This is a genomic window from Nonomuraea sp. GTA35 (genome assembly GCF_041950525.1).
Lineage (GTDB): Bacteria > Actinomycetota > Actinomycetes > Streptosporangiales > Streptosporangiaceae > Nonomuraea.
Genome location: NZ_JBGNUV010000003.1, coordinates 867,902 through 893,831 on the forward strand (window position 1 = coordinate 867,902; position 25,930 = coordinate 893,831).

The window sequence follows — 25,930 nt, forward strand, 5'->3', positions numbered from 1 at the left end:
TGTCCCCCTACGAGATGGTCCACTTCTGGTTGGCGGCGCCCGTGCAGGTCCAGAGCTGCAGAGGGGTGCCGTCGGCGCTGGAGTTGCCGGTGACGTCGGCGCACTTGTCCGCCGCCGGGTTCACCAGGTCGCGGCCCGGGGTGTGGGTCCACTGCTGGTTGGCGGCGCCGGTGCAGGACCAGAGCTGGAGCCGGCTGCCGTCGGCGGTGCCGTGGTCGCGGACGTCGAGGCACTTGCCGAGGGCGCGCAGCGTGCCGTCGCCGGGCCGGGTCCACTGCTGGGCGGCGGTGCCGTTGCAGGTGTAAAGCTGTACGGCGGTGCCGTCGGCGCTGCTGCCACCCGCCACGTCCATGCACTTGCCGGCCGGCCCGGTGATCTGGCCGCCTCCTGAGGAAGCCGTGCCCGACCAGGTGAAGGTGGCCGTGGTGCGGGCGGGCAGCGGGTAGACGAAGGACTGGCCGCCCCAGTTCACCCGGACGGACTGGGCGGAGGTGCCGCCATTGTGGGCGATCAGGGCCTTGGAGCCGTCGGGGTTGCGGTAGGCCACGTTCTGGATGGTCGCGTTGGCGGTGGAGTCGATGCGGTACGCGCCGGGCTTGACGAACTTGGTCAGGTGGCCCGTCGTGTAGTACTCGATCGTGTAGTCCACCTGGCCGGCGCGGGAGCCGCCCTCCTGGACGGTGATCAGGCCGGTGCAGGTGCCGCAGCCGCCGTTGTGCGGGCCCATGTTCTGGTTGAGCGCCAGGCTCCACTTGACCAGGCTGCCGCTCCAGTTGCGGGCGTAGGTGACGATGTCGGCCATGTCCTCGTTGTGCTGGTTGGCGATCCAGGTGCCGCCCGAGTGCTCGGTGCTGAACTGCCGTACCGACGGGTACTGGTTGTGCACCTGGGTGCCGACGGACGGGTCACCCCAGTAGCCGTGCCAGGCGATGCCGCCGAACAGCGGGTCGTCGCGCAGCGTGGCGTCGGCGAGGATGGGCTGGCCGATCTGGGCGTAGTCGCCGTAGTTCCAGTCGTGGACGAGGACCTTGGTGCTGATGCCGGCGGCCCGGAAGGCCGGGTAGACGAAGTTCTTGGTGAGCTCGATGAGGCCGGAGGCGTTCCAGGACATGCCGGGGTAGTTCATGGCGGTCGGGTTGCCCGCCTGGCAGCAGTTGGGCTCGTTCTGGACGGAGAGGTAGTCCACGGGGACACCGGCGGCCTGGTAGCTCTGGATGTACTTGACCAGGTACTGGGCGTACATGCCGTAGTACTCCCACTTGAGCCAGCCCATCTGGTCCATCCGGCCGTTGTCCTTCATCCAGCCGGGCGCGCTCCACGGCACGCCCTTGACCCGCAGGGCCGGGTTGAGCTGCTTGGCCTGGACGGTGAGCAGGCGCACGTTCGTGTCGTAGCCGTTGGCGCCGAAGTCGTTCAGGTCGCAGCAGGTGTCGTCGAGCGAGACCATGCCGGGGCGCGACAGGTCGGAGGCGCCGATCGGGTTGCGTACGAACGACAGGCCGATCCCGTCGGTGGGGTGGAACAGCTTGCGCATGACCGCGTCGCGCGTGGCGGCGCTGACGGGGCCGCCGCGCAGCAGGTACGCGGTGGTGTCGGTGATCGACGCGCCGCCGCCCTCGAACTGCTGGTACGTGGTGCCCTCGTTGACGGTGATCGTGTGGTTCGCGGTGCCGCCGGCGGGGCCGAAGGCGATCGGGGTCTGCTGGGCGAGGCCGCGGGTGACGGTGCGTCCGCCGGAGTCGGAGGTGGTGGTGAGCCAGACGTTCACCGGCTCGTTCGCGGCGGCGGCCGGCAGGGGCGCGGCGGCCACCAGGGCGAGTGCGCAGGCGAGCGCCAGAAGGATTCTGGACACGGCAGAGGTCCTCTCAGGGCCGGGGGGTGATGCCCTTGTAACAAATGAAACAATGCTGAAACACTGCCTTGCTGCGAGCAGCAGAGCACGAGTCAAGAGGGCGAGTCAACCGATGTAACAAATGAAACAGTCAGCGCGGGGCCGGCCCCGTGGAGCCTCGGACGATCAGCTCGGTGCCGAGGGAGACGTGCAGCGCCTCCAGGGTGTGCCTGCTGAGCAGCCGCATCAGCAGGGTGACCGCCATCCGGCCCATCTCCTCCAGCGGCTGGCGCACGGTGGTCAGGGCGGGCGAGGCCGCCCTGCTGATGTCGATGTCGTCGAAGCCCGCCACCGACAGGTCGCCGGGCACGCTCAGCCCGCGTTCGGCCGCCGCGCGCAGCGCGCCGACCGCCATCTTGTCGTTGAACGCCACCAGCGCCGTCGGCCGGTCCGGCAGGCCGAGCAGCTCGCGGGCCGCCAGGTAGCCGTGCTCGATGTTCGGCTCCGGCACGTGACGCAGCAGCTCGGGGGCCGGCAGCACCCCGGCGTCGGCCAGCGAGGCGGTGTAGCCGGCCAGCCTGGCCTCGCTGGGCAGCCACTTCACCGGGCCGCCGATGATCCCGACCCGCCGGTGGCCCAGCTCCACCACGTGCGCCATCAGCTTGCGGCCGCCCGCGAAGTGCGCGGCCGACACCGCCACGATGTCCTTCGGCGGCGGCGTGCGCGGGTCGATCACCACGAAGGGGAAGCCGCGGTCGCGCAGGCGTACGAGCTCCTCGCCCGGCTCGGGCGGCAGGATGAGGATCGCGCCCGCGACACCCGGCAGGCCGGGCAGGCCCGGCAGCACCGCGGAGCGCTGCGCCGCCTCCCCCGCCCCGAGGATCATCTGCCTGCCGTGCAGCTCGATCGTCTCGCCCACCGAGGAGACGATCAGCCCGAAGTAGTCGGTCAGCACGTACGGGCAGCGCACGTACACCGCACCGCCCTGGGCGTCGGGCGTGGCGCGGGGCCGGGGCGCCTGGTCGCCGAGCCGGCCGACCGCCTGCAGCACCAGCTCGCGGGTGTGCGGGGCGACGTTGGCCTGGCCGTTGAGCACGCGGGAGACGGTGGCGATGGACAGGCCCGTCTCGGCCGCGACGTCCCGCACCGTCGCCCGCGCCCTGCCCGTCATCGCTGCTCCCCGCTCGGCTCTGCCGCCGCCAGGATATTCACCGGGCGAAGCCGATCTCCACCCTGAGTGGCCACCGCTTCCGGTTGCCCGGTGGCCCCGTCGAAGGCGGACGGCACGCCGGCGGCGAAGGTCAGGGCCCGCTGGGCGCCGCCGTCTCACGGGTCACCGGCTCGTCCAGGTCGAGATGCGGGATTCGCCCGGTACGTGCTAGTCGGTCGAGGTGCGGCGCGTGCGGGCCTGAGGCTTCTTGCGGCCCGCCACCAGCGTGTCGCCCGGCGCGGGAGCCGGTGCGGCGGCCGGTGCGGGGGCCGGTGCGGGCTCCTCATTGCGTTTCTGCTCCGCCTGGGCGCGGGGCCGCGGGTGCGGCGCCGTGTCCTCGGTGGGAGAGATCTCCGGCTCGGGCTCCGGCGGCGGGGACTCCTCGGGCTCCCTGAGCGAGGCGATGACCCGGTCGGCCTCGGTGTCGGCGGCGAACTCGCTCGCCGCCTCCGACTCCCTGCGCCGGATCACCACCATGTGGTCCACCGAGATGCGGCCCGCGCCGACCACGGCCAGCAGGAGCGAGGCGGCGCCGAGCAGGATGAGCTCGTTCATGGTGATGGGGTTGAGCGGCGGGGCGACCAGGAAGACCGCCAGGGCCTCGGCGAACAGGATCAGCCCCGTCGCCGAGACCGCCAGGCCGGCGATGAGCAGCGCGCCGCCGATGAGCTCGGCGAGCATGGTGACCGTGGCCCAGGCGCCGGGCGCGGGGGCGCCCTGTTCCAGGAACTTCGCCCCGGTGATCTTCAGCCCGTCTTCCAGCTTGGTCCACCCGTTGGCGAAGAAGATACCGCCCACACCGATGCGGGCGACTAATGCGGCAAGATCACGGAGGACCTGTTTCACGGTAGTTGTCTGCCCTAATCGGGACATGGCACACCTCAATCACGGCTGAGCAGCATGGCCACCACGGCGGCGGTCAGGCCGAGCAGGACGACGCTCACGACCACGGTCGTGTGCAGGGCGTTGACGAAGGCCCATCGGGCGGCGTCGAGCAGCGCGCCGCCGGCGGAGCCGCCGACCTCGTCCGCGACGTGCGCGGCGGCGGCCAGCGACTGCCTGGCCTTGTCCATGCCGCCCTCCGGCACGCCGGGAACGGACGGCAGGCCGGGGGCGTACACGATCGTGGTGATCGTGCCGAGCACGGCCACGCCCAGGCCGGCCCCCAGCTCGTACGCGGTCTCCTCGATGGCCGCGGCCCCGCCCGCCTGGGACTCGGTGGCGGCGGCCATGATCGTGTCGGAGGCGGCGAGCAGCGCCACCTGCACGCCGAACCCGATGCCCACGAAGCACACCGCCAGCATCACGGGGTGACCCTCGACGCCCCAGGTCAGGGTGGGGGTCAGGGCCAGCGCGACGAGGGCCAGGCCGCCGCTCATGGTGGCCCGCATGCCGAGCCTGGGCAGGATGTGGGCGGCGGCGAGCCCGCCGATGACGGCCGACAGGACCAGGGGCAACATCCGCAGCGCCGCGCGCACGGGGCTGTCACCGAGGACGAGCTGCAGGTACTGGGCGAGCATGAGCTGCAGGCCCACCAGCGCGAACACGCCGAGCAGCACGCCCGCGACACCGGTCGTGAACTCCCGCCGCCTGAACAGGCCGATCTCCAGGAACGGCGCGGGCAGCCGGGTCTGCCGCCGCACGAACGCCACCAGCAGCCCCAGCCCGGCCAGGAACACCATGACCGACGCCCAGAACGGCATCAGGCTGCCCGAGCCCGCCTCCTTGAGCCCGAACGCCAGCGCCAGGATGCCGGCCACCGACAGGACGGCGCTGGGCGCGTCCCACGGCCGGTGGCGGCGCCCGCGCGAGTCGGGCAGCAGGCGCATCGCGGCGGGCAGCAGCACCAGCAGGATCGGCACGTTGATGAGGAAGACCGCGCCCCACCAGATGCCGACGAGCACGCCGCCGACGAGCGGCCCGACGGCGGCGCCCGCCGCCGCGACGGCGCTCCAGACGCCCAGGGCGATGGCGCGCTCGCGCCGGTCGGTGAAGACCTGGCGGATCAGCGAGAGCGTGGCCGGCATGATCATCGCGCCGCCCACGCCGAGCAGCGCCCTGGCCAGGATGAGGGTCAGCGGGGTCGGGGCGCACGCGGCCGCGGCCGAGGCGAGGCCGAACAGCACCATGCCCCACAGGACCAGCCGCTTGCGGCCGTACTTGTCGCCGAGCGTGCCGAACATGATCAGCAGCGGCGCGACCACCAGCGAGTAGATGTCGATGATCCACAGCAGTTGCACCGCGGAGGGTTCGAGCGCGGCCGTGAGCGCGGGCACCGCGATGTGCAGGACGGTGGCGTCGACCGTGATCAGCAGCAGGCTCAGGCAGAGCAGCACCAGAATGGACCAGCGGCGGTCCTGGGGGTCCCGGTCGGCAGTGCGTACGAAGGATGCGGCCTGTGTGACGGTCATGGGCCTCCTCGCAGGCCGATCCGCTTCACAGGGCCCGCACGTGCTGGTGGTCGGCAGCGGCGGAACCGTGGCTCGTCACCTGCTCCTCTCGAGCTCTGCGGCCTGATTCCGGCGCTCCCGGCTTGCGTGGCAGCTTAGGCCATGCCGGGGGGTTGTGATAGCGGTATCGGCCGATCCACGGCCACCGCACACCTCTCTAGAGAGATACAGCCATATGTCGGTACCTATCCAACAATCGCCCGCCAGCCGATCATGGGTCTCGTGGGGACCGACGAAAGCGACAAAACAGGCAACCATCCCGACCGGTCCTCACGTGAATGGTGCGAGGAGGCCCTGACCAGGCTGAACGCCGGCCGCCCCGAGTCCGCGCTGGACGCCGCCCGCCGCGCCGCCGACCTCGATCCAGGCTCCGAGTGGGCGCACCGGCTGATCAGCCTGGCCCACGAACGGCTGGGCCGCGAGGCCGAGGCCGTGCCCGCCGCCGAGCGGGCCGTGGAGCTGGCCCGCGGCTCATGGCAGGCCCGGCTCCGCCTGGCCGCGGTGCTGCGCCGCACGCCGGGACGCTGGGCGGAGGCGGTCGAGCAGGCCGAGCTGGCCAGGAAGTTCGCGCCCGAGGAGGCGGGCCCCGAGGTCATGCTCGGCGACCTCGCCCTGCTGCGCGGCGAGCACGCGCGGGCCGAGCGCTCCTACCGGGCCGCGCTCGCCATCGACCCCGGCGATCCGCAGGCCCGCGTGAACCTGGGGCTGGCGCTGCTGCGCTGGGACCGGCCCCGGCCGCACCACGACCCGGCCTGGCCGGTCGACCCGCGCGAGACGGGCCGGGCCAGGCGCGCGCTGGAGGTCTGGGCCCGCCAGGTGCGCCTGCTGCTCGCCGTGGCCACGCTGGGGATCGCCGCGTGCGCGCTGCTGCTCGACCGGGGCACCGAGGCCCGGCTCGGCGGCTGCGCGGTGCTCCTGCTGCTGGTCCCGCTCACGGTGCGGCAGGCGCGGCGGGTCGGCGTCTGGCCGTACGTGGGGGCGATGTTCGGCCGGGACCCCTGGCTCGGGGTGTCGGTGGTGTCGGCGGCCCTGTCGGTGGCGGCGTTCGCCGCGTGGCTGCTGCTCGGCGCGGTACGGGTGCTGCCGTCCTCGCTTGATCCCGTCTGGGCCGGGCTGGCGGGCATCGTCGTGCTGGGCTGGCCCGCGCTGGCCGCGGTGCGCGTCCTGGCCGAGTCGTGGCGGGGGCGCCCGCTGCGGGCGCTGGCCGTGACGGAGCCGGCCCGGGAGAGCGAGCGGACCGCCCGGCGCAACGCCGGGGTGGCTCTCTGGATCGTGCTCGGCAGGACCTGGTCGGTGCTGGTGACGCTGGTGGCGGGGGCGCTGGTGGTGGAGCCGGGGGCGGCGGTGGCCGCGGTGGCGGTGCCGTACCCGGTGGTGCGCGGTTACCTGCGCGCCCGGCGCCGTGCCCGCCACTGGGGGGACCCGTGGCTGGCCGCGGCGACCTGGCTCGTCATGCCGGCGGCATTGGCCTGCGCGGCGGGCGGGCTGCTCGGGGCGACGTGGGCGGCGGAATGGGCACCAGGATGGGCGGCGGGACGGGCGGCGGAGTGGGCGGCGGAGTGGGCATGGCGGATCGGGCTCGGCGCGCTGGCCGCGGCGGCGCTGGTGCTCGCGCTGCGGGGCCTGCAGGCGTGGTGGCGGGGCGGGCCGGGGCCGTGGCGTTCCTCCCTGCTCATGTGCGACCTGCCCGTGGGCGCCGGGCCGTCGGTCGCGCTGAACCCCGAGGTGCGCCAGACCTTCTCCTACGCCCGCAGCATCGTGCTGTCGTACGGGGACTCGCTCGGGCCCCGGGTCGCCGGCGCGGTGGCGTCCGTCACCTCCTCCGGCGAGCTGCGCCTGATCGCCGAGACGGCGGCGTGGGCCGCGATCGAGCAGGACCCGAGGGTGGCGGTGTTCGCCACCGATCCGCTGCAGCGGCGGTTCTGGGTCGAGGTGCGCGGCATCGCCAGGGCCGACTCCGACGTGCTGCGCGTGACGCCCAAGCAGGTGCTGTTCGGCGAGTTCCCCGGCCGCCACCAGCGCCGCTGACTCCCTCCGGACACCCGGGCGAGGCGCCTCCTTCCCTGAAACCTGTGGTGGCCGTGGCCCCTCCCGAAGGACCCGCTCCACGCGTGGCGGCGGGGTGGTGTCCCTGGCGCGGTGCCCGGCCGCCGGGGTAGAACCTTGTTCCATGCGGATCCTGCGCACGCCGGACGATCGCTTCGCCCACCTGCCCGGCTTCCCCTACGAGCCCCGTTACGCCGAGGTCGGCGACGGCCTGCGGATGGCGTACGTCGAGGCCGGTCCCGCCGGCGGCGAGCCCGTCGTGCTGCTGCACGGCGAGCCGAGCTGGTCCTTCCTCTACCGGCACGTCATGGCCGAGCTGGCCGCGGCCGGGCTGCGCGCGATCGCGCCGGACCTGATCGGGTTCGGCCGCTCCGACAAGCCCGCCGATCCGGCCGACCACACCTACGCCCGGCACGTCGAGTGGACCCGCGCGCTGCTGCTCGACGCGCTCGGCCTGAACGGCATGACCGTGGTGGGCCAGGACTGGGGCGGGCTGATCGGGCTGCGGGTGGCCGCCGAGCACCCCGGGCGCGTGGCCAGGATCGTGGCCGCCAACACGGGCTTGCCGACAGGTGACATTCCCATGCCCGAGGTGTGGCACCGGTTCAGGAACGCGGTGCTCAAGGCGCCGGTGCTGGACATCGCCAGGCTCGTCCAGGCCGGGTGCAGGAGCGAGCTGCCGGAGGAGGTACGGGCGGCCTACGACGCGCCGTTCCCCGACGAGTCGTACAAGGCGGGGCCGCGAGCGATGCCCGGGCTGGTGCCGATCGCGCCCGACGATCCCGCCACGCCCGCCAACCGCGCTGCCTGGCAGGTTCTCACCACGCTCGACAGGCCGTTCCTGGTGGCCTTCTCCGACGGGGATCCGATCACGGGGGGCATGGCGCCCATATTGCGCGAATCACTGCGCGGCACGGCTGGCCTGCGACATCCTGTGATCAAGGGCGCCGGGCACTTCCTGCAGGAGGACGCGGGGCCGGAACTCGGCCGTCAGATAGCCCTTTTCGTGACCTCCACCTAGCGTGTCAGGACCGCCCAATAGTCGGTCCGGTGCGGTATAACCGGGGGCGGACCGGGGAGGCGTGATGCGTGAGTCCGGCAGGGCCCAGACCGCGGGGCGGGCCGCGGCGCGGGATCTGTTCGAGAAGGTTCGGCTGCGGTATTTCCAGATTCCCCCGGCCGTGCGCCGGGTGCTCTACGTGGCCGTGCTCGTGGTCACCATGGGCGTGGGCGCCGCCCTCGGATGGGACCTGCTCAAGACCTTCCCCCTCGTGCTCCTGCTGCTCGCGTTCGTCGCGCTGACCATGCGCTATCCCAGGGCCGCCGCCACCGCGCTGGTCGTGGCGGGCTGGATGGCGCTGGCGCTGCAGGTGTTCGGGCGGCTGTTCCCCGATGGCGCCGTCACCGTGCACGTCATGGTCTTCCTCGCCCTGCCCGTCGCCGGAGCGGCGCACCTCATCCGCTGGGTGACGCCGTGGGTGACCACGCTGATGGCGCTGGCCCCCGCCGGCCTGCTCGCCGCCGCGCTCTCCCCCGTCTCCGACAGCACGGCCGTCTGGGTGGCCTGCGCCGCCGCCGTGGCCGTCCTCGGCTACCGGTTCGTGCTGGCCAGGAAGGCCCGCGCGGAGAGCGTCGCCGCCGCCGAGCAGCAGGTACGCGTCAGGGTCCGCGAAGGCAGGCCCGAGGCGCCCCACGACAGGTCGGGCGCGCCGCCGCAGATCTCCGTCGAGGACGCGCTCGCCGAGCTGGAGAGCATGATCGGGCTGGCCCCGGTCAAGGAGCAGGTGCGCTCGATCGCCGCCTCCATCGAGGCGTCGCGCCTGCGCGCCGAGGCCGGTTACACCGCCGAGCGGCCCACCAGGCACTTCGTGTTCGTGGGGCCGCCCGGCACCGGCAAGACCAGCGTGGCCCGCGCGCTGGCCAAGATCTTCTACGCGTTCGGCCTGCTGGAGACGCCGTACGTGGTCGAGGCGCAGCGGGCCGACCTGGTGGGCGAGTTCCTGGGCGCGACCGCGATCAAGACCAACGAGCTGGTCGACAGGGCGCTGGGCGGCGTGCTCTTCATCGACGAGGCCTACAGCCTGGTCAACTCCTCCGACGGGCAGCCCGACCGGTTCGGCGTCGAGGCCGTGCAGACGCTGCTCAAGCGGGCCGAGGACGACCGCGACCGGCTGATCATCATCCTGGCCGGCTACGAGCAGGAGATGGGCTCGTTCCTGTCCAGCAACCCCGGGCTGGCCAGCAGGTTCGCCACGCGGGTGCGCTTTCCCGGCTACTCCCCCGCCGAGCTGGTCGAGGTCACCGGGCTGCTGCAGCGGCGCAGGGGCGACCAGATGGACGACGCGACCAAGCGGGTGCTGCTCGGCCTCTACGACGACGTGCACCGCCGCGGTCTGGTCGACGAGCTGGGCAACGCCCGGTTCGCGCGCAGCCTGGTGGAGGCCGCCGCGCAGGCCCGCGACGTCCGCGTGGTGGGCGCCGGCGGCACGCCGACCACGCAGGACCTCGTCACCACGACCACGCCCGACGTGACCAAGGCGTTCGAGGAGCTGACCGCCCGCTTCCGCGGCTACGTGGCCACGCCCACGCTGGAGGAGGCGCTGGCCGACCTCGACAGGATGGCCGGGCTGGCTCCGGTCAAGCGCCAGGTGCACGCGATCGCGGCCCAGCTCCAGGTGGCCAGGATGCGCCAGGAGCGCGGGCTGCCCACGCCGCAGCAGATGCGGCACTTCGTGTTCGTCGGCCCGCCGGGCACCGGCAAGACCACGGTCGCCCGCGTGCTGGGCCGCGTCTTCGCCGCGCTCGGCCTGCTGGCCAGGCCCGACGTGGTCGAGGCGCACCGGGCCGACCTGGTCGGCCAGCATCTCGGGGCGACCGCGATCAAGACCAACGAGCTGGTCGACAGGGCGCTGGGCGGCGTGCTGTTCATCGACGAGGCCTACAGCCTGGTCAACCCCGGCTACCAGGGCGGCGACGCGTTCGGCGCCGAGGCCGTCCAGACGCTGCTCAAGCGGGCCGAGGACGACCGCGACCGGCTGGTCGTCGTGCTGGCCGGCTACGAGCGCGAGATGGACGCGTTCCTGTCCACCAACCCCGGCCTGGCCAGCCGCTTCAACCAGCGCGTGGCCTTCCCCAGCTACTCCCCGCGCGAGCTGTCGCAGATCGCGGTGCTGCTGGCGGAGAAGTCGGGCGACACCTTCGACGACGAGGCGCTGCAGCGGCTGGACGAGGTGTTCACCTGGGTGTGCGAGGACCGGCTGATCGACGGGCTGGGCAACGGCCGCTTCGCCAGGTCCCTGTTCGAGCGGGCGGCCATGCGGCGCGACGTGCGGCTGGCCGCGCACGCCTCGCGCGGCGGCTCCGCCAGCGCGGCCGACCTGACCACCATCACCAGCGAGGACGTCCGCACCGCGGTGGACGAACTCTCCGGACGCTGACCTTCTTCACATCTTCCGTGCGGCGCGAGGCTCACATGGTGTAGCAATGTGACTACGATGAGTCCGGTGGCTCGGTCGTGCGTGCGCGCGCCTAGGAGGGGGAGCGATGGCGGGGTTCCTGGCCCGCAGGCTGCTCAACTACGCCGTGCTCGTGGTCGTGGCCGCCAGCCTGGCCTACCTGCTGGCGGCGACGGCTCTCGACCCCCGCTCCAACTACGCCGACCGCACGCCCAAACCGCCGCCCGCCGTGGTCGACGCCCAGCTCGCGGCGCTCAACCTCAACGACAAGACGCCGCTGCTGCAGCGCTACGCCGTCTGGGCCGGCGGCGTGCTGCGCGGCGACTTCGGCCGCACGGTGGCGGGCGCGCCGGTCAACGAGGACCTCAAGCGCCGCATGGGCGTGACGTTCCGGCTGGTCATCCTGGGGCTGGTGTGCGGCAGCCTGCTCGGCGTGCTCGTGGGCGCGCTGGCGGCGGTCCGGCAGTACGGCTGGTTCGACCGGCTGTCCACCGGGCTGTCGTTCCTGGTGCTCGCGGTGCCGGTGGTGGTGCTGGCCAACATGCTGATCCTGGTCGCGGCGTGGGCCAACCAGCACGTGTTCGGCCGCCAGGTGCTGCTGGTCAGCGGCGAGTACAGCGCCGACGTCGAGGGCCTGTGGAACCAGGCGGTGGACCGGCTGCAGCACCTGGTCCTGCCGACGATCTCGCTGTCGGTGGGGCTGATCGCGGTCTTCAGCCGCTACCAGCGCAACATGATGCTCGACGTGCTCGGCGCCGACTTCGTCCGCACGGCCAGGGCCAAGGGGCTGAGCAGGCGCAAGGCGCTGACCCGCCACGCGCTGCGCACCGCGATGATCCCGGTGGTGACCTACTTCGCGTTCACGTTCGGGGCGCTGCTGACGGGGGCCACGTTCACGGAGAAGATCTTCGGCTGGCACGGGCTGGGCGAGCAGCTCATCAACTCGATCTTCAGCAACGACGTCAACACCGTCGCGGCCATCTCCCTGCTGGCCGCCGTCGCCGTCCTGTGCGCCTCGCTGGCCGCCGACCTCCTGCACGCCGCGCTCGACCCGAGGGTGCGGGCCTGATGACGCTGTCGGAGGAGGAGCAGGCGGAAGAGCTCGCCGACGGCGTGCTGACCAGGGCGCCGTCCAGGGTGCGGATGGTCGCCGGGCGGTTCTTCCGCTCCACGCAGGGGCTGATCGGGTTCGCGGTGCTGGCGCTGATGTTCCTGCTGGCCTTCGTGGGGCCGCTGTTCAGCCCGTGGACCTACACCGACAAGGATTTCACCGCCTTCATGCAGCCGCCGTCGGCGCGCCACTGGTTCGGAACGCTCCAAACGGGCTCCGACGTGTTCGCCGTCACGCTGCGCGGCATGCAGAAGTCGCTGGTCGTCGGGCTGCTGGCGGCCCTGGTCTCCACGGCGCTGGCGGCGGTCGTGGGCGCGTTCGCGGGCTACTTCCTGGGCTGGACGGACCGGGTGCTGAGCTGGGTGACCGACCTGCTGCTCGTGCTGCCCGCGTTCCTGATCCTGGCGATCCTGTCGCCGCTGTTCGGGTCGGGGCAGTGGCCGCTGTTCGTGATCATGCTGGCGCTGTTCCTGTGGATGGTGACCTCGAAGGTCGTGCGCGGGATGGCGATCTCGGTGAAGGAGCGCGAGTTCGTCCAGGCGGCCCGCTACATGGGCGTGCCGCCGGTGCGGATCATCTTCCGCCACGTGATCCCCAACCTGTCGTCGCTGCTCATCGTGGACGCCACGCTCAACGTCAGCAGCGCGATCCTGACCGAGACGTCGCTGTCGTACTTCGGGTTCGGCATCCAGCCGCCCGACGTGTCGTTCGGGACGCTCATCGCCGACGGCTCCAAGACCGCGGTGTACGCGCCGTGGACGTTCTGGTTCGTGGCCGGGCTGCTGGTGATCACCGTGCTGGCGGTCAACCTCGTCGGCGACGCGCTGCGCGACGCGTTCGACCCCTCCTCCGGGAAGGCGTGATGGACGAGCCGGTGCTGGAGGTCACCGACCTCAACGTGTCGTTCGGCGGCGTGCGCGCCGTGCGCGGGGTGAGCTACGCCGTACGCCCGGGCGAGGTGCTCGGCATCGTCGGCGAGTCGGGCTCGGGCAAGTCGGTCACCTCGGCCGCCGTGATGGGCCTGCTGCCGCCAGGGGCACGCGTCACCGGCTCGGTACGCCTGCACGGCAGGGAGCTGATCGGCGCGCCCGAGCGGGCGCTGAACTCCTTCCGCGGCAAGTCCATGTCGATGGTCTTCCAGGACCCGCTGTCCGCCCTCACCCCGGTCTACCGGGTGGGCGACCAGATCGCCGAGGCCGTGCGCGTGCACCAGCGGGTCGGCAGGGAGACGGCCCTGGTCAAGGCGATCGAGCTGCTGGAACTGGTGGGCATCCCGCGGCCGGCCGAGCGGGCGCTGGCCTTCCCGCACGAGTTCTCCGGCGGCATGCGGCAGCGCGTGGTGATCGCGATGGCCATCGCCAACGACCCCGACGTGATCATCTGCGACGAGCCGACCACGGCTCTCGACGTCACCATCCAGGCGCAGGTGCTGGAGGTGCTCAAGCGGGCGCAGGCCAAGACCGGCGCGGCCATCATCATGATCACGCACGATCTCGGGGTGGTGGCCGGGTTCGCCGACCGGGTGCTCGTCATGTACGCCGGGCGGCCCGTCGAGGTGGGCGGCGTGGACGACATCTACTACCGCACGCGGATGCCGTACACCGTGGGCCTGCTCGGTTCCGTCCCGCGCGTCGACCGGGGCGGGCGGCAGCCGCTGACGCCCATCGAGGGCAGCCCACCCTCGCCCGCCGCGCTGCCGCCCGGCTGCCCGTTCGCGCCGCGCTGCCCGATGCGGATCGGCGCGTGCGACGAGCAGGAGCCTCCGCTGTTCGAGGTGGGCCCGGCGCACCGGGCGGCGTGCATCAGGTGGGAGGAGGTGCATCCGCACGGGCCGGGCCGGCACGAGGCGCCGTCCGGCGTCCCCCGGCTGCGCGTGCGCGGCGAGCACCCCGTGCTGGAGGTGCACCACCTGGTCAAGGACTACCCCCTGCTCAGGGGGACGGTGTTCAAGCGCCGGGTGGGCACCGTGCACGCGGTGGCCGGGGTCAGCTTCGACATCCGGCGGGGCGAGACGCTGGGGCTGGTCGGCGAGTCGGGCAGCGGCAAGACGACCACGCTGACGCAGATCCTGGAGCTGGCCGCGCCCCAGGAGGGCAGCATCGCGGTGCTCGGGCACGACATCGCCAGGCTGGGCCGGGCCGAGCGCAGGGAGATCCGGCGCGACATGCAGGTCGTCTTCCAGGATCCGCTGGCCTCGCTCGACCCGCGCATGACCGTGCACGACATCCTGGCCGAGCCGCTGCGTACGCACGGGCGGCGCGAGGTGGGGCGGCGGGTCGGCGAGCTGCTCGCCCTGGTCGGCCTCGACCCCTCCCACGCCGCCCGCTACCCGCAGGACTTCTCCGGCGGCCAGCGGCAGCGCATCGGCATCGCCAGGGCGCTGGCGCTGGAGCCCCGGCTGCTCGTGCTCGACGAGCCGGTCTCCGCGCTCGACGTCTCGATCCAGGCCGGCGTGATCAACCTGCTCGACTCGCTCCGGGCCAGGCTCGGGCTGTCCTACCTGTTCGTGGCGCACGACCTGGCGGTGGTGCGGTACATCGCCGACCGGGTGGCGGTGATGTACCTCGGCAGGATCGCCGAGATCGGCCAGGTGGACGCGGTCTACGACAGCCCGGCCCATCCGTACACCCAGGCGCTGCTCTCGGCGATCCCGCTGCCCGATCCGGTACGCGAGCGCGCCCGCGAGCGGATCCTGCTCGAAGGTGACCTGCCCAGCCCGGCCAACCCTCCGACGGGCTGTCGATTCCGCACCAGGTGCCCCAAGTTCCGCACGGAGCTCACCGACGCGGAGCGCGCGCTCTGCGTCGGCGTCGAGCCCGAGGTGCGGCCCGTGGGCGAGGACCAGGATGCGGCCTGCCATTACGCAGAGAGACGCGAAGTCGTATAGACCTCGCTCGATCCAGGAGGAATGTCGCGCGATGAAAGCATCACGTCTGGTCGTGGCCGTCGCCTTGGCGGCTTCGCTGCTGCCCGCGGGCTGCGGTGGAGGTCAGGGAAGCGGTCCGGGAGGCCAGGAGAGCGCCGGGGACGAGCGGACGATCAAGGCTTCCGACCTCAACCCGCAGCCGCGCGAGAAGGTCAAGGACGGCGGGACGCTGCGCTGGGGCATCAACGAGTTCCCCACCCAGTGGAACCGCACCCACGTCGACGGCAACCTGGCGATGGCGGCCGTGATCAGCAACGCGCTGCTGCCGTCGCCGTTCACGTCCAACGAGAAGGCGGAGATCTCGGTCGACACCGACTACGTGCTCGACGCCAAGGTCACCGAGCAGCGGCCGAAGCAGGTCGTGACGTACACGCTGAACCCGAAGGCCAGGTGGTCCGACGGGAAGCCGATCACGTGGGCCGACTACCAGGCGCAGTGGCAGGCGCTCAACGGGCGTGACCCGGCCTTCCACATCGTCTCCTCGACCGGCTACCAGGACATCGAGAAGGTGGCGCGGGGCAAGGACGACCACGAGGTGGTGGTGACGTTCCGCAAGCCGTTCGGTGACTGGCAGGCGCTGTTCGGGCCGCTGCTGCCGGCCGCCACGAACCGCAGCGCGGAGGCGTTCAACAACGCGTGGGTGAACAGGATCCCGGTGACGGCGGGGCCGTTCAAGTTCGGCGGGTTCGACCAGACGGCCAAGACCATCACGATCGTGCGGGACGACGCGTGGTGGGGCGAGCGGGCCAAGCTGGACAAGATCATTTATCGGGCCTCGGAGCAGGACTCGCTGATCGGGGCGTTCAACAACGGCGAGCTCGACATCATCGACGTCGGCACGTCCGCACCGGACTACGCGCGGGCCAGGACCACGACCGGCGCCCAGGTACGCCAGGCGGCCGGCCCCGACTTCCGGCACCTCACCTTCAACGGCTCCAGCGAGCTGCTCAAGGACCGCAACGTCCGGCAGGCCATCCAGCTCGGCATCAACCGCCAGGCCATCGCCCAGTCGGACCTGCAGGGGCTGGACTGGCCGATCGCGCTGCTCAACAACCACTTCTTCATGAACACCCAGGAGGGCTACCAGGACAACGCGGGAGCGCTGGGCGCCTACAACCCGGAGAAGGCCAAGCAGATGCTGGACGCGGCGGGCTGGAAGCTGAACGGCGCGGTCAGGCAGAAGGACGGCAAGCCGCTCGACCTGCGGTTCGTGGTGCCGTCAGGGGTGCAGATCAGCAAGGCTGAGGGCGAGCTGGTGCAGAGCATGCTGGCCCAGATCGGCGTCAAGATCACGATCAGGGCCGTGCCCAGCGACGACTTCTTCACCAAGTACGTGATCCCGGGCAACTTCGACATCACCCCGTTCGCCTACATCGGCACGCCCTTCCCCGTCTCCAGCAGCTACGGCATCTACGCCAACGCCGCCAACGGGCAGAACTGGAACGCCAACTTCGGCCGCACCGGGTCGCCGGCCATCGACGAGGCCATGAGCAGGGCCGCGCAGAGCCTCGACCCCGTACGCGCCCGCGCGGCCACGCAGGCGGCCGACCGGCTCATCTGGCAGGAGGTGAACGTGCTGCCGCTCTACCAGCGGCCGCAGATGGTGGCCGTGCGGCAGGAGCTGGCGAACATCGGGGCGCGCGGCTTCCACGACCTGCGCTACCAGGACATCGGTTTCACGGACTGAACCTGTCCGCGATCGGGTGTAGTACTGGTCTGGTGAAAGTGACGTGGTCCCAGATCCTTGCCTGGCGGTTGAGCCGGCAGTTCGTGAGCGCGGCCGACGGCGCCGGCGCGGTGGCGGTCGCGCGGCGGCTGTGCGGGGTGCAGGCGCAGGTCGCCTCCTCGGCCCGGCTCGCCGTGGCGGTCAGGAGCGCCCGGCCCGATCCCGGGGAGATCGACCGGGCGCTGTGGAGCGATCGCACCCTCGTCAAGACGTGGCTCATGCGGGGCGGCACCCTGCACCTGGTGCCGTCGGACCAGCTCGCCGACTACTGCGCGGCGCTGAGCACGCTGCGCTTCTGGGAGAAGGGGTCGTGGCAGCGCGGCCACGGCGTCACCGCCGGCGAGATCGCGGCGATCATCGAGGCCGTCCCCGCCGCGCTCGGCGAGCGGGCCCTGACCAGGGAGGAGCTCGTCGACGCCGTGGTGGCCCAGACGGGTGACACGCATCTGCGGGAGGCGCTGACCTCCGGCTGGGGCGCGCTGCTCAAGCCGCTGAGCCGGCTGGGCGAGCTGTGCTACGGGCCCCCGCGAGAGGGCAAGGTGACGTTCACCACGCCGCGCTCCTGGATTCCTGGCTGGCCCGGCTCGCTGCCGCCGCAGGAGGAGGCGGGGGTGCGCCTGGTGCGGGCGTTCCTGGGCGCGCACGGGCCCGCCACGCCGCAGATGTTCGACGCGTGGCTGTTCGGCGGGACGGCTCCCAAGGCCGTGCTGAAGGGATGGTTCCGGGAGCTGGCGCCCGAGCTGACGGAGGTGGAGACCGACGACGGCGCCACGCTGACGGCGCTGACCGCGCACCTCGACTCCCTCGCCGGCACCGCGCCCTCGGCCGCGGTGCACCTGCTGCCCGGCTTCGACCAGTACATCCTGGGCGCGCCGCGCGACCTCGCGCCGCTGCTGCCTCCGGAGCTCAAGGCCAGGGTGAGCCGGCAGGCCGGCTGGATCTCGCCCGTGGTCGTCCACGAGGGGCGGGTGGCCGGGGTGTGGGAGGCCAAGGGCGGGGACATCACGCTCGATCTCGCCGCCCCCGTGCCTCCTGCGCCGCTGGACGCGGCGGTTTCACGCATGCGCGAGCTGCTCGGCGCGTTCAGCGCCTAGCTTCCGCGCGGACCGCCGTCGCCTCAGGCCGAGGTGCCGGCCATGACGCGGTCGACGATGCCCTTGTTGCCCTCCTCACGCGCGCAGTGGGCGCAGCAGTACCAGTGCTCGCCGGACTGCACGCCGTGCCCGATGACCTTGGTGCCGCAGTGCTCGCAGATGGGCGCCATCGCCTCGATCGCGCACTGGAAGCAGTCGAAGGTGTGCACCGCTCCCTGCGCGTGCACCTCGAACGCCATGTCGTAGTCGTTACCACAGGTCTCGCAGACAGCCATGGTGATCCCCTTTGCAGTCGATCCGCCGGGGGGATACCCGGTTCCGTGGTCTCTTTTCCCCAAGGAAGCTCCATATTCAGGCTCGCGGGCGATCGAAGGCGGACCAGGCCACCAGAGGCAGGCCCAGCAGGCCGAGCGCGGCCAGGGCGGCCGGCAGGCCGAACCACCCGCTCAGGCCCGCCACCAGCAGCGGGCTCACCACGAACCCCGTGTACGAGATCGTGGACACCCCCCACACCATCGTCCCGCTGGGGTCGTCGGCCGCGGCCCGGGACAGCAGGGCCGGCACCACCGGCCCGAGCGCCAGCCCGGTGAGCCCGAATCCGGCCAGCGAGATCAGCGCTCCCCCGCCGAGCCCGGCCAGCGCGATGCCGGCGCCGCCGCCGACGCCCGCCACCAGGCACAACACCTTGAGCGGCGTCCGCGGCAGCGCCTGCGCGACCAGCCGCCCCGCCGTCAGCGCCGCCATGTAGACCGCGGGCGCGGCGCTGGCGACCAGCGGCGTGGCGTCCCGGTGCTCCTCCAGCAGCAGGACCGACCACTGCTCCACCGAGTTCTCGATGATCAGGACGCAGGCGGCCAGCGCGCCCAGCACGACCGCCGCGCCCCACAGCCGCCGCCTGTCGCCCCCGCCCCGCTCCGGCAGCCCGCGCCCCAGGGGCAGGGCCAGGAGGGTGAGCGAGGTGGCCGCCACGATCAGGGCGATGATCAGGAGCACGGTGGCGACGCCGAGCCCGTACGAGCGGGCCAGGCCGGTCAGCGGGGCCGCGACGATGACCGCCACCGGGAAGGCGGCGTGCACCGGCTGGAAGAGGCGGCGGCCGGTCTCGCGCTCGGCGCGTCCCGTGGCCAGGTTCAGCGCGATGTCGAGGGCGCCGCTGGTGGCGCCGACCAGCAGCAGGGCCAGCGCGAGCTGCCAGGCGTCGCGGGCCGGCCCGATGGCGGCCACGGCGAGCGCGAACAGGATCATGGTCACCGCCAGCGCGCCACGCTCGCGCCCCCTGGCCAGCCGCCCGGCCAGCGTCATCGCCGGCAGGGCGCCCACCGGTACGGCGCTGAGCGCCAGGCCGAGCTCGCCCGCCGTGAGGCCGAGCTCCAGCTTGATGGCGGGCAGCAGGGCCGACCACGATCCCCAGAACACGGCCCACGCGGCACAGACCGCGATCAACGGCATCTACCAGCACTCCTTGAAATTCCGGTCAAGACACAGTAAAGATCAGCCTTGCCCAAATACCCCTTCGAAGGGAAGCTCGTGCTCCTCCGCTCGGTCATCGCGGCCACCCTTGTCGCCGCCGGAATCGCCGCCGTCCCGTCCTCCGCGTACGCCGCCTCGGCCGCGTACACCCCCGAACGCGTCTGCGGCAAGGGCTTCCACCGGGTCAAGGACGGTCACCGCGCGATGCGGACGCGCGGCGGAGCCGTGTTCGGTCACGTGTACCTGATGTATAGCAAGCGCAGCGGCAAGAACTGCGTCGCCGCGATCAAGACCGCCTACACCGGCACGCGCACGGTCACCGGCGCCTACCTGGAGGTCCGGGGCGGCGGCCGCAGCGAGGACGTGCAGCGCTACAAGTACTACGCCGAGACCGGCCACATCGAGGGGGCCTGGAAGTGCGTCAAGTACGAGGGCTGGACCCGCGACCCCGACAACCGTGTCACGGCGTGGGGCGGCCGCAAGAGCTGGGGTAACTGCGACGGCTGATCGGGGGTAGGGGTCCTCTGACGGTCCAGAAGAACCTTTTTCGCCGTAACTGTCACAACGGGACGGGCTGCCTCGTCCTGCTGGTGCGTACGACGAAACCCAGGAGGTTCACATGACCCAGCGGATCAATGTCGCCCAGCATGTCCCCGACGCCTACCACCACTTCCTGGCAGTGGAGAAGCTGCTGCACGACAGCGAGTTGCCTGCCGCCACGATCGAGCTGGTCAAGCTGCGCGCCAGCCAGATCAACGGCTGCGGCTACTGCGTGGACATGCACAGCCGCGACATGAAGAAGGCCGGTGAGAGCGACGAGCGGCTGTGGTCGGTGGTGACGTGGCGCGAGGCCACGGTGTTCACCCCGGCGGAGCGGGCGGCGCTGGCGCTGACGGAGGAGGCGACCAGGCTGCCCGACCGGGAGGCCGTGCCGGACGAGGTGTGGCGGCAGGCGGCCGAGCACTACAGCGACAAGCAGCTCGCGCTGCTCATCGTGGCCATCGCGATGATCAACGCCTGGAACCGGATCGGCGTCACCGCGCGCCTGACTCCCGGCCACTGACCGGGAGCTCCGGCTGTTCCGTAGAAATGCATTGAGCGGTCACGCCTGCCCGGATTAGGTTGGCGCGCATGGCGGGCCTCACGTGCCCGCCATGCCGTCGCCGAGCGGCGCGGCGCGGCGCACAGCCGGGAGAACGGCCGCGCCGCGGAAGGGGGAGACCATGAAACGCGTCAGGATCGCCAGGCCCGCGACCAAGCGGCGCACCTGGCCGCCGGAGCTGGATCTGCGCTCACCGGCGGGGCGCAGGCTTCCCTATTGACGTGTTCCTTACGCCGAACTTACGGGGGCATCGGTAGATAACATAGGTAACAGGAACATCACGGGGGGCTCACGATGAAGAGGCTTGTGGTGGTGCCGCCACCCGTCGCGCGGCACAAGATCCGCGACATCCGTTCGGCCGGCCGCCGCAAGCCCCCCACCGATCCCAAGGTGATCGATCTGCACGCCTACACCGGCAAGAACGTCATCCGCTTCCCCGGCGGGCCCACCCCGGCCGCCTGAGGGCCAGGGCGGGCTGCGGCGTCAGCCGTACAGGCGCTTGGCGTAGCTCTCGCCGTAGTAACTTTCGAGCTGTTCGAGGCTCTCCTCCACCGGCTGCACGTCCTTGACCAGCCTGGCGTGCGACGGCAGCGTGTCGGGGGCCCAGGAGTCGGGCTTCCACAGGGCCGAGCGCAGGAACGACTTGGCGCAGTGGAAGAAGATCTGCTCGATCTCGACGACGAGCGCGAGGTGGGGGCGGTGCCCCTTCACGATCATCTCGTCGAAGAACGGGGCCTCGCGGACGAGCCGGGCCCGGCCGTTGATGCGCAGGGTCTCGTTCCTGCGGGGGATCAAAAAGATCAACCCCACATGCGGATTCTTCAGGATATTGAGGAATCCGTCCGCCCTGCGGTTCCCCGGGCGGTCCGGGATCGCGATCGTGGTGTCGTCGATGACGTGCACGAAACCGGCCGGGTCGCCCTTGGGCGAGACGTCGCAGTTGCCCGCCTCGTCCGAGGTGGCGATGAGGCAGAACGGCGAGGCCGCCAGCCACTCGCGGTCGCGCTCGTGCAGGCGCTGCCGTTCCTTGGCCGCGGCCCTCGGCATGACCTCGCCGAGCAGCTCGCGCAGCTCAGCCTCCGACCCGATCTCGGCCCAGCTCATGTGATCTCCCTTCGGGGGTAACACCCCATTTTGTCAGGGAATCGGGTCGAGCATCCGGTGTGGCGTCCGAAGGGCGAGACTGACCTGATCCTGTCGCGTGTCGGCGGCCAGGCCCGGACCGGGGCGCATCTCGACCTCCTCCAGCTTGACGATGCCGCCGCAGGTCGGGCAGTACGACGTGGGCTCCAGCCGGCCCCCGCAGGTCACGTGGTGGAACAGCCGGTGGGGGCCCTTCGTGGCCAGGTGCCGCTCACCCCACTGCGCCAGCGCCAGCACGGGCAGCCAGAGCTCGTGGCCGACAGGGGTCAGGACGTACTCGTCGCGGGGCGGCGTCTCCTGGTAACGGCGGCGCTCCAGGACACCGGCCTCGACGAGCGTGGCCAGCCGCTGCGACAGCACCGCCTTCGGGATGTCGAGGTGGGCCTGGAAGTCGCCGAAGCGGCGCACGCCGTACAGGGCGTCACGGACGACGAGCAGCGTCCATCGCTCGCCGATCACCTCCAGGGCGCTGGCCAGCGCGCAGCTCTGGCCGTCGTAGTTCTTGCCGAGTGCCATGGATCCCATGTTAGTTCATTCACCGAACCGTGTTAGGGTGCGCGGCATGAGTTCAATCACTGAACCGACGGTGCGCCAGGGAACGCTCGCCGTGGCCTCGGCGGTGCCGCTGCTCGTCCTGACCAACTTCACCCTGCCGATGGCGACGCTGCCGCAGACCTCCGCGTCGCTGGGGGCCGGGCCGACCGGGCCGGTGTGGATCCTGGGCTCGATCGCGCTCGGGCTGGCCTCCCTGCTGCTGGTGGCCGGCGGGCTGGCCGACGACCACGGGCGCAGGCGGGTGCTCGTGGCGGGGACATCCGTGATGGGCGCCGCCGAGATCGTGGCCGCGCTGAGCCCGGACGTGCCGGTGTTCGTGCTGGCCAGGCTGGTGCAGGGCGGGGCGGGGGCCGCCATGCTGGCCGCGAGCCTGGGCATCGTGGGACACGCCTACCCGTCGGGCACGCAGCGGGTGCGGGCCACCGCGCGGTACGGGGCCATGATCGGCCTCGGTACGGCCGTGGGGCCGCTGCTGTCCGGGGTGCTGGCGGCGGTGGCGAGCTGGCGGTCGGCGTACTGGGTGATGGCGGCCGGCGCGCTGGTGCTGGCTGCCGCGTCGGCGCGGACGCTGGAGGAGTCACGCTCCGCGGTGCCGCGCAGGTTCGACGTGCCCGGGGTGGTGCTGCTCAGCCTGGGCGTGGCGGCGCTGGTCGCCGGGGTGACCGAGGGGCGGGCCGGGTGGACGCGGCCGGTCGTGGTGGTGGCGTTCGTGCTGGCCGTGGTGCTGGTGGGGGCGTTCGTGGCGGTCGAGCGGCGGCGGCCGGAGCCGCTGCTGGACCTGGAGCTGTTCCGGCGGCCGTTGTTCCTGGTGGCGACCGGCGGGGCGCTGGTCGTGGGGGCGGCGGTGGTGGGGCTGCTCAGCTACCTGCCGACCGTGCTGCAGGTGGCTCACGGGCTGACGCCGCTGGACACGGCGCTGCTGTTCGGCGTGTGGTCCGGGCTGTCGTTCGTGGCCTCGCTGCTGGGCGGGCTCGTGCCGCTGCGTGCCGCCGCGCGGCTGGCCCTCGGGCTCGGGCTGAGCGCGCTCGGCTTCGCCGCGCTGCTGGGGGTGGGCTTCTCGCTCTGGCTGCCGCTGGTCGTCGGCGGGCTGGCGGTGAGCGGGATCGGATCCGGGTTGATCAACTCCTCGATCACACACCTGGCGATCGAGAGCGTGCCCGCGCATCGGGTGAGCATGGGCTCGGGGGCGAACAACACCGCCAGGTACATCGGCTCGTCGCTGGGGGCGGCCGGGATCGCGGCGGTCGTCGGGAGCCTCGGGCCGGCGCAGGGGGCGGCGGTCGCGGTGGCCGGGTGCGTGGTGCTGACGGGCGTCACGGCACTCGCCGCGCTGCTCGTCCGCGCCTGAGCCGCGCCGCATCCCGGCCCGGTCGCTGTCGCTGTGCTACCAGCGGCGGGTGCGGGTGCGGGTGCGGCGCCGTGCTACCAGCGGCGGGTGCGGGCCATCGCGCCGAGGAGGGCGTCGCGTTCCATGGCGAACCTGTGCGGCTCGATGCCCTGCCGTTCGGCTCGCAGGTGCAGCATGGTCAGCTCGGTCGCCGCCTGCTGGTAGTCGCTCATGGCCCGGCCGAGCCCCGCTCCCCTGGCCCACTTGCGGGCCGCCTTGCGGGCGGACAGCGTGGTGAGCATCCGTACGTCGGCGTCGCTGATCAGCCCCGTCTGGTGGTAGGCGGGCAGGTAGAAGGCCATCCTGGCGATGAGGTGCCGGCGCTCGACGACGGTCACGACGATGAGCAGGACCAGCGCCGCCATGATGACCAGGTAGGCCACGCCCAGCCACTCGAGCGAACCGGTGGTGGCCGCGCCGTTCCAGAGGCCGTGCAGGAAGACCGCGGCCACGTAGCCGAACGGGATCGCGGCGTACCTGGCGGTGCTGCGGCTGGTCAGCGCGTACGCGACGCCGAGGCCGATCATGGAGGTGTAGATCGGATGGCCGAGCGGGTCGATCAGCCCGCGCAGCACGAAGAGCTGGACGGCCGCGCCCGCGCCGTTCTCGCCGAACGCCAGCAGGTAGTAGCCGACGTTCTCCACGGCGGCGAAGCCGAGGCCGGCCATGGAGGCGTACACGATGCCGTCGGTGAGCCCGTCGATCTCGGCCCGCCGGCGCAGGAGCAGCAGCAGGGCCGAGCCCTTGAGCGCCTCCTCCACGATCGGGGCGAGCACGACGGCGCCGATGTTCTCGACGGCGGCGGAGGTGTAGCCGGCCCTGGCGAAGAGCTGCTGGCCCACCAGCGTCAGCGCGATGCCCGCCACGATGGCCACCCCCGCGCCCCACGCGAAGGCGAAGGCGAGGTGCAGCTTCGGCTCGGGTTCGAGCCTGTCGAGCGAGAGCACGGCCGCGAGCAGCACCGGCAGGGGCGCCACGGCCAGCAGCGCCGACAGGCCGAACCCGACGGGGCCACCGGAGAGCAGCATGATGACCAGCACGATCAGCGCGATCGCTCCGGAGACGACCAGCCCGATCAGCAGGGCCTTGCTGGGGCGCTGGACGAGCGGGGGAGCAGTCATGGTGATGCCTCTCTTCCCGTTGGCTTCGCCCACTATGCGCGCCACGCATCTACAAGCGCTTAACGGCTACTTGAATCGCGGTAGTAAGGATCCGTCACCACGGGCTCACCGTCGGTGTACGCGTACACCTCCCGGCCGTTGATGAACACCTTCAGCGCCCGGCTCATGACGTCCAGCGGGTCGCCGGACCAGATGACCACGTCACCGTCGAGCCCGGGCCGCAGCGCGCCCACCCGGTCGTCCAGCCCCATGATCCGGGCGGGGTTGACGGTGATCGAGCGCAGCGCCGCCGCCGGGTCGAGCCCCTCCCTGACCGCGAACGTGGCCGAGTGGACCAGGAAGTGGATGGGTACCACGGGGTGGTCGGTGGTGATCGCCACCTCGACGCCCGCCCGGTCGAGGATGCCGGGGTTGCGCAGCGAGCGCTGCCGCAGCTCGACCTTCGACCGGCTGCCGAGCAGCGGGCCGATGATGACCGGCACGTTCCGCTCGGCCAGGGTGTCGGCCAGCAGGTGTCCCTCGGTGCCGTGGTTGATCACCAGCCGGTAGCCGAACTCGTCGGCCAGCCGCAGCGCGGTGGCGATGTCGTCGGCCCGGTGGGTGTGCTGGCACCAGGGCAGCTCGCCGTCCAGCACGCGGACCAGGACCTCCAGCGTGCCGTCGCGGTCGAACGGCTTGCCCTCCTGCTCGGCGGCGGCCCTGCTGGCCCGGTAGTCCTGCGCCCTCATGAACGCGTCACGGATCACCGCGGCCACGCCCTGCCTGGTGGAGGGGAGCTTCTTCTGGTCGCCGTACACCCGCTTGGGGTTCTCGCCGAGCGCGCTCTTGACGCTCACCGGCTCCTTGAGCAGCATCTCGTCCACCGACCTGCCCCAGCACTTGATCGCCACGGTCTGGCCGCCGATCGGGTTGCCGGAGCCCGGCTTGATCACCGCGGTGGTGACCCCGCCGGCCAGCGCGTCGCCGAAGGCCAGGTCGGCCGGGTTGATGGCGTCCAGCGCACGCAGCCGGGCGCCGTTGGGGTCGGTCATCTCGTTGGTGTCCTGACCGGCCCAGCCCTCGGCCTCCTCGTGCACGCCGAGATGTCCGTGGGCCTCCACGAAACCGGGCAGCACCCAGGCGCCGGCGGCGTCCACGACCGGGGTCCCCTCCGGTACGGCCACGTCCCGGCCCACCGCGGCGATCTTCCCGTTCTGGATGAGCACGGTTCCACCGTCGATGGGGTCACCGTCGACGGGCACGACATATCCGCTGGTAATAGCAAGATTCATGACTTGTAACCTACCGGTGGGTGGGTAGGTGC

Annotated in this window: 22 protein-coding genes; 12 read left to right on the forward strand and 10 right to left on the reverse strand. The window is 72.0% G+C overall.

Going from position 1 to position 25,930, the window contains the following annotated elements:
- Positions 1-7: 7 nt before the first annotated feature.
- The 4 genes from ACBJ32_RS17525 to ACBJ32_RS17540 form a co-directional block, all read right to left on the reverse strand.
- Positions 8-1,852 carry a ricin-type beta-trefoil lectin domain protein gene (locus ACBJ32_RS17525; protein WP_375127622.1) on the reverse strand — a complete coding sequence of 615 codons (1,845 nt, stop codon included), beginning with the start codon at positions 1,850-1,852 and terminating at the stop codon, positions 8-10.
- Between the two features lie 130 nt (positions 1,853-1,982).
- A complete protein-coding gene (locus ACBJ32_RS17530; protein WP_357867560.1) occupies positions 1,983-3,002 on the reverse strand; it encodes a LacI family DNA-binding transcriptional regulator in 1,020 nt (339 codons plus the stop codon).
- A 207-nt stretch (positions 3,003-3,209) separates the two neighbouring features.
- The gene (locus ACBJ32_RS17535; protein WP_375127623.1) at positions 3,210-3,887 is read right to left on the reverse strand and encodes a DoxX family protein; all 678 of its coding nucleotides are present in this window, start codon (positions 3,885-3,887) and stop codon (positions 3,210-3,212) included.
- A 35-nt stretch (positions 3,888-3,922) separates the two neighbouring features.
- Positions 3,923-5,452 (reverse strand): MFS transporter, encoded by a 1,530-nt coding sequence (locus ACBJ32_RS17540; protein WP_375127624.1) that lies wholly within the window; start codon positions 5,450-5,452, stop codon positions 3,923-3,925.
- A gap of 252 nt (positions 5,453-5,704) precedes the next feature.
- On the opposite strand from ACBJ32_RS17540, the gene ACBJ32_RS17545 reads away from it, so the two are divergent.
- The 8 genes from ACBJ32_RS17545 to ACBJ32_RS17580 all read left to right on the forward strand — a co-directional run bounded on the left by ACBJ32_RS17545 (position 5,705) and on the right by ACBJ32_RS17580 (position 17,849).
- Entirely contained in the window at positions 5,705-7,519 is a 1,815-nt protein-coding gene (locus tag ACBJ32_RS17545; protein ID WP_375127625.1) for a hypothetical protein, read from the forward strand.
- A 142-nt stretch (positions 7,520-7,661) separates the two neighbouring features.
- Positions 7,662-8,558, forward strand: a complete 897-nt coding sequence (locus tag ACBJ32_RS17550; RefSeq protein WP_375127626.1) for a haloalkane dehalogenase — start codon at positions 7,662-7,664, stop codon at positions 8,556-8,558.
- A gap of 64 nt (positions 8,559-8,622) precedes the next feature.
- Positions 8,623-10,974 (forward strand): AAA family ATPase, encoded by a 2,352-nt coding sequence (locus ACBJ32_RS17555; RefSeq protein WP_375127627.1) that lies wholly within the window; start codon positions 8,623-8,625, stop codon positions 10,972-10,974.
- A gap of 106 nt (positions 10,975-11,080) precedes the next feature.
- Complete coding sequence (locus ACBJ32_RS17560) at positions 11,081-12,061, forward strand: ABC transporter permease (protein ID WP_375127628.1); 981 nt, start codon at positions 11,081-11,083, stop codon at positions 12,059-12,061.
- Positions 12,061-12,966: an ABC transporter permease gene (locus ACBJ32_RS17565; RefSeq protein ID WP_375127629.1), complete on the forward strand. Its 906-nt coding sequence runs from the start codon at positions 12,061-12,063 to the stop codon at positions 12,964-12,966. The genes ACBJ32_RS17560 and ACBJ32_RS17565 overlap by 1 nt, the downstream gene beginning before the upstream one ends.
- The gene (locus tag ACBJ32_RS17570) at positions 12,966-14,990 is read left to right on the forward strand and encodes a dipeptide ABC transporter ATP-binding protein (RefSeq protein WP_375127630.1); all 2,025 of its coding nucleotides are present in this window, start codon (positions 12,966-12,968) and stop codon (positions 14,988-14,990) included. Before ACBJ32_RS17565 ends, ACBJ32_RS17570 begins: the two co-directional genes overlap by 1 nt.
- 31 nt (positions 14,991-15,021) lie before the next feature.
- A complete protein-coding gene (locus ACBJ32_RS17575) occupies positions 15,022-16,716 on the forward strand; it encodes an ABC transporter family substrate-binding protein (protein ID WP_375127631.1) in 1,695 nt (564 codons plus the stop codon).
- A gap of 32 nt (positions 16,717-16,748) precedes the next feature.
- Positions 16,749-17,849, forward strand: coding sequence for a winged helix DNA-binding domain-containing protein (locus ACBJ32_RS17580; protein WP_375127632.1), 1,101 nt, complete (start codon positions 16,749-16,751; stop codon positions 17,847-17,849).
- Between the two features lie 23 nt (positions 17,850-17,872).
- Here the strand turns inward: ACBJ32_RS17580 and ACBJ32_RS17585 are convergent, their stop codons facing one another.
- Both ACBJ32_RS17585 and ACBJ32_RS17590 read right to left on the reverse strand, forming a co-directional pair.
- The gene (locus tag ACBJ32_RS17585) at positions 17,873-18,124 is read right to left on the reverse strand and encodes a hypothetical protein (RefSeq protein WP_357867527.1); all 252 of its coding nucleotides are present in this window, start codon (positions 18,122-18,124) and stop codon (positions 17,873-17,875) included.
- Positions 18,125-18,200: 76 nt separating this feature from the next.
- Complete coding sequence (locus tag ACBJ32_RS17590; RefSeq protein WP_375127633.1) at positions 18,201-19,298, reverse strand: MFS transporter; 1,098 nt, start codon at positions 19,296-19,298, stop codon at positions 18,201-18,203.
- 48 nt (positions 19,299-19,346) lie between these two features.
- On the opposite strand from ACBJ32_RS17590, the gene ACBJ32_RS17595 reads away from it, so the two are divergent.
- From ACBJ32_RS17595 to ACBJ32_RS17605, 3 genes are all read left to right on the forward strand, one after another.
- Complete coding sequence (locus ACBJ32_RS17595; RefSeq protein WP_357867521.1) at positions 19,347-19,826, forward strand: hypothetical protein; 480 nt, start codon at positions 19,347-19,349, stop codon at positions 19,824-19,826.
- Between the two features lie 112 nt (positions 19,827-19,938).
- Entirely contained in the window at positions 19,939-20,382 is a 444-nt protein-coding gene (locus tag ACBJ32_RS17600) for a carboxymuconolactone decarboxylase family protein (RefSeq protein ID WP_357867518.1), read from the forward strand.
- 333 nt (positions 20,383-20,715) lie between these two features.
- Positions 20,716-20,883: a hypothetical protein gene (locus ACBJ32_RS17605; RefSeq protein ID WP_357867515.1), complete on the forward strand. Its 168-nt coding sequence runs from the start codon at positions 20,716-20,718 to the stop codon at positions 20,881-20,883.
- Between the two features lie 21 nt (positions 20,884-20,904).
- Here the strand turns inward: ACBJ32_RS17605 and ACBJ32_RS17610 are convergent, their stop codons facing one another.
- Both ACBJ32_RS17610 and ACBJ32_RS17615 read right to left on the reverse strand, forming a co-directional pair.
- Entirely contained in the window at positions 20,905-21,525 is a 621-nt protein-coding gene (locus tag ACBJ32_RS17610) for a pyridoxamine 5'-phosphate oxidase family protein (protein WP_357867513.1), read from the reverse strand.
- Between the two features lie 33 nt (positions 21,526-21,558).
- The gene (locus ACBJ32_RS17615) at positions 21,559-22,080 is read right to left on the reverse strand and encodes a winged helix-turn-helix transcriptional regulator (RefSeq protein WP_375127634.1); all 522 of its coding nucleotides are present in this window, start codon (positions 22,078-22,080) and stop codon (positions 21,559-21,561) included.
- A gap of 46 nt (positions 22,081-22,126) precedes the next feature.
- Here ACBJ32_RS17615 and ACBJ32_RS17620 point away from each other — a divergent pair, with 46 nt between their 5' ends.
- Positions 22,127-23,467, forward strand: coding sequence for an MFS transporter (locus ACBJ32_RS17620; protein ID WP_375127635.1), 1,341 nt, complete (start codon positions 22,127-22,129; stop codon positions 23,465-23,467).
- 74 nt (positions 23,468-23,541) lie between these two features.
- Here ACBJ32_RS17620 and ACBJ32_RS17625 read toward each other — a convergent pair whose 3' ends face one another.
- Complete coding sequence (locus ACBJ32_RS17625; RefSeq protein WP_375127636.1) at positions 23,542-24,627, reverse strand: PrsW family intramembrane metalloprotease; 1,086 nt, start codon at positions 24,625-24,627, stop codon at positions 23,542-23,544.
- Between the two features lie 59 nt (positions 24,628-24,686).
- Positions 24,687-25,898: an amidohydrolase gene (locus ACBJ32_RS17630; RefSeq protein WP_375127637.1), complete on the reverse strand. Its 1,212-nt coding sequence runs from the start codon at positions 25,896-25,898 to the stop codon at positions 24,687-24,689.
- Positions 25,899-25,930 lie beyond the last annotated feature (32 nt).

Excerpts from the sequence above, each read along its gene's own strand:
- ACBJ32_RS17550 (WP_375127626.1), top strand. The coding sequence starts at position 7,662 with ATGCGGATCCTGCGCACGCCGGACGATCGCTTCGCCCACCTGCCCGGC.
- ACBJ32_RS17590 (WP_375127633.1), bottom strand. The coding sequence starts at position 19,298 with ATGCCGTTGATCGCGGTCTGTGCCGCGTGGGCCGTGTTCTGGGGATCG.
- ACBJ32_RS17540 (WP_375127624.1), bottom strand. The coding sequence starts at position 5,452 with ATGACCGTCACACAGGCCGCATCCTTCGTACGCACTGCCGACCGGGAC.
- ACBJ32_RS17575 (WP_375127631.1), top strand. The coding sequence starts at position 15,022 with ATGAAAGCATCACGTCTGGTCGTGGCCGTCGCCTTGGCGGCTTCGCTG.
- ACBJ32_RS17565 (WP_375127629.1), top strand. The coding sequence starts at position 12,061 with ATGACGCTGTCGGAGGAGGAGCAGGCGGAAGAGCTCGCCGACGGCGTG.
- ACBJ32_RS17630 (WP_375127637.1), bottom strand. The coding sequence starts at position 25,898 with ATGAATCTTGCTATTACCAGCGGATATGTCGTGCCCGTCGACGGTGAC.
- ACBJ32_RS17610 (WP_357867513.1), bottom strand. The coding sequence starts at position 21,525 with ATGAGCTGGGCCGAGATCGGGTCGGAGGCTGAGCTGCGCGAGCTGCTC.
- ACBJ32_RS17620 (WP_375127635.1), top strand. The coding sequence starts at position 22,127 with ATGAGTTCAATCACTGAACCGACGGTGCGCCAGGGAACGCTCGCCGTG.
- ACBJ32_RS17625 (WP_375127636.1), bottom strand. The coding sequence starts at position 24,627 with ATGACTGCTCCCCCGCTCGTCCAGCGCCCCAGCAAGGCCCTGCTGATC.
- ACBJ32_RS17570 (WP_375127630.1), top strand. The coding sequence starts at position 12,966 with ATGGACGAGCCGGTGCTGGAGGTCACCGACCTCAACGTGTCGTTCGGC.
- ACBJ32_RS17605 (WP_357867515.1), top strand. The coding sequence starts at position 20,716 with ATGAAGAGGCTTGTGGTGGTGCCGCCACCCGTCGCGCGGCACAAGATC.
- ACBJ32_RS17545 (WP_375127625.1), top strand. The coding sequence starts at position 5,705 with ATGGGTCTCGTGGGGACCGACGAAAGCGACAAAACAGGCAACCATCCC.
- ACBJ32_RS17555 (WP_375127627.1), top strand. The coding sequence starts at position 8,623 with ATGCGTGAGTCCGGCAGGGCCCAGACCGCGGGGCGGGCCGCGGCGCGG.
- ACBJ32_RS17615 (WP_375127634.1), bottom strand. The coding sequence starts at position 22,080 with ATGGCACTCGGCAAGAACTACGACGGCCAGAGCTGCGCGCTGGCCAGC.
- ACBJ32_RS17585 (WP_357867527.1), bottom strand. The coding sequence starts at position 18,124 with ATGGCTGTCTGCGAGACCTGTGGTAACGACTACGACATGGCGTTCGAG.
- ACBJ32_RS17560 (WP_375127628.1), top strand. The coding sequence starts at position 11,081 with ATGGCGGGGTTCCTGGCCCGCAGGCTGCTCAACTACGCCGTGCTCGTG.
- ACBJ32_RS17600 (WP_357867518.1), top strand. The coding sequence starts at position 19,939 with ATGACCCAGCGGATCAATGTCGCCCAGCATGTCCCCGACGCCTACCAC.
- ACBJ32_RS17530 (WP_357867560.1), bottom strand. The coding sequence starts at position 3,002 with ATGACGGGCAGGGCGCGGGCGACGGTGCGGGACGTCGCGGCCGAGACG.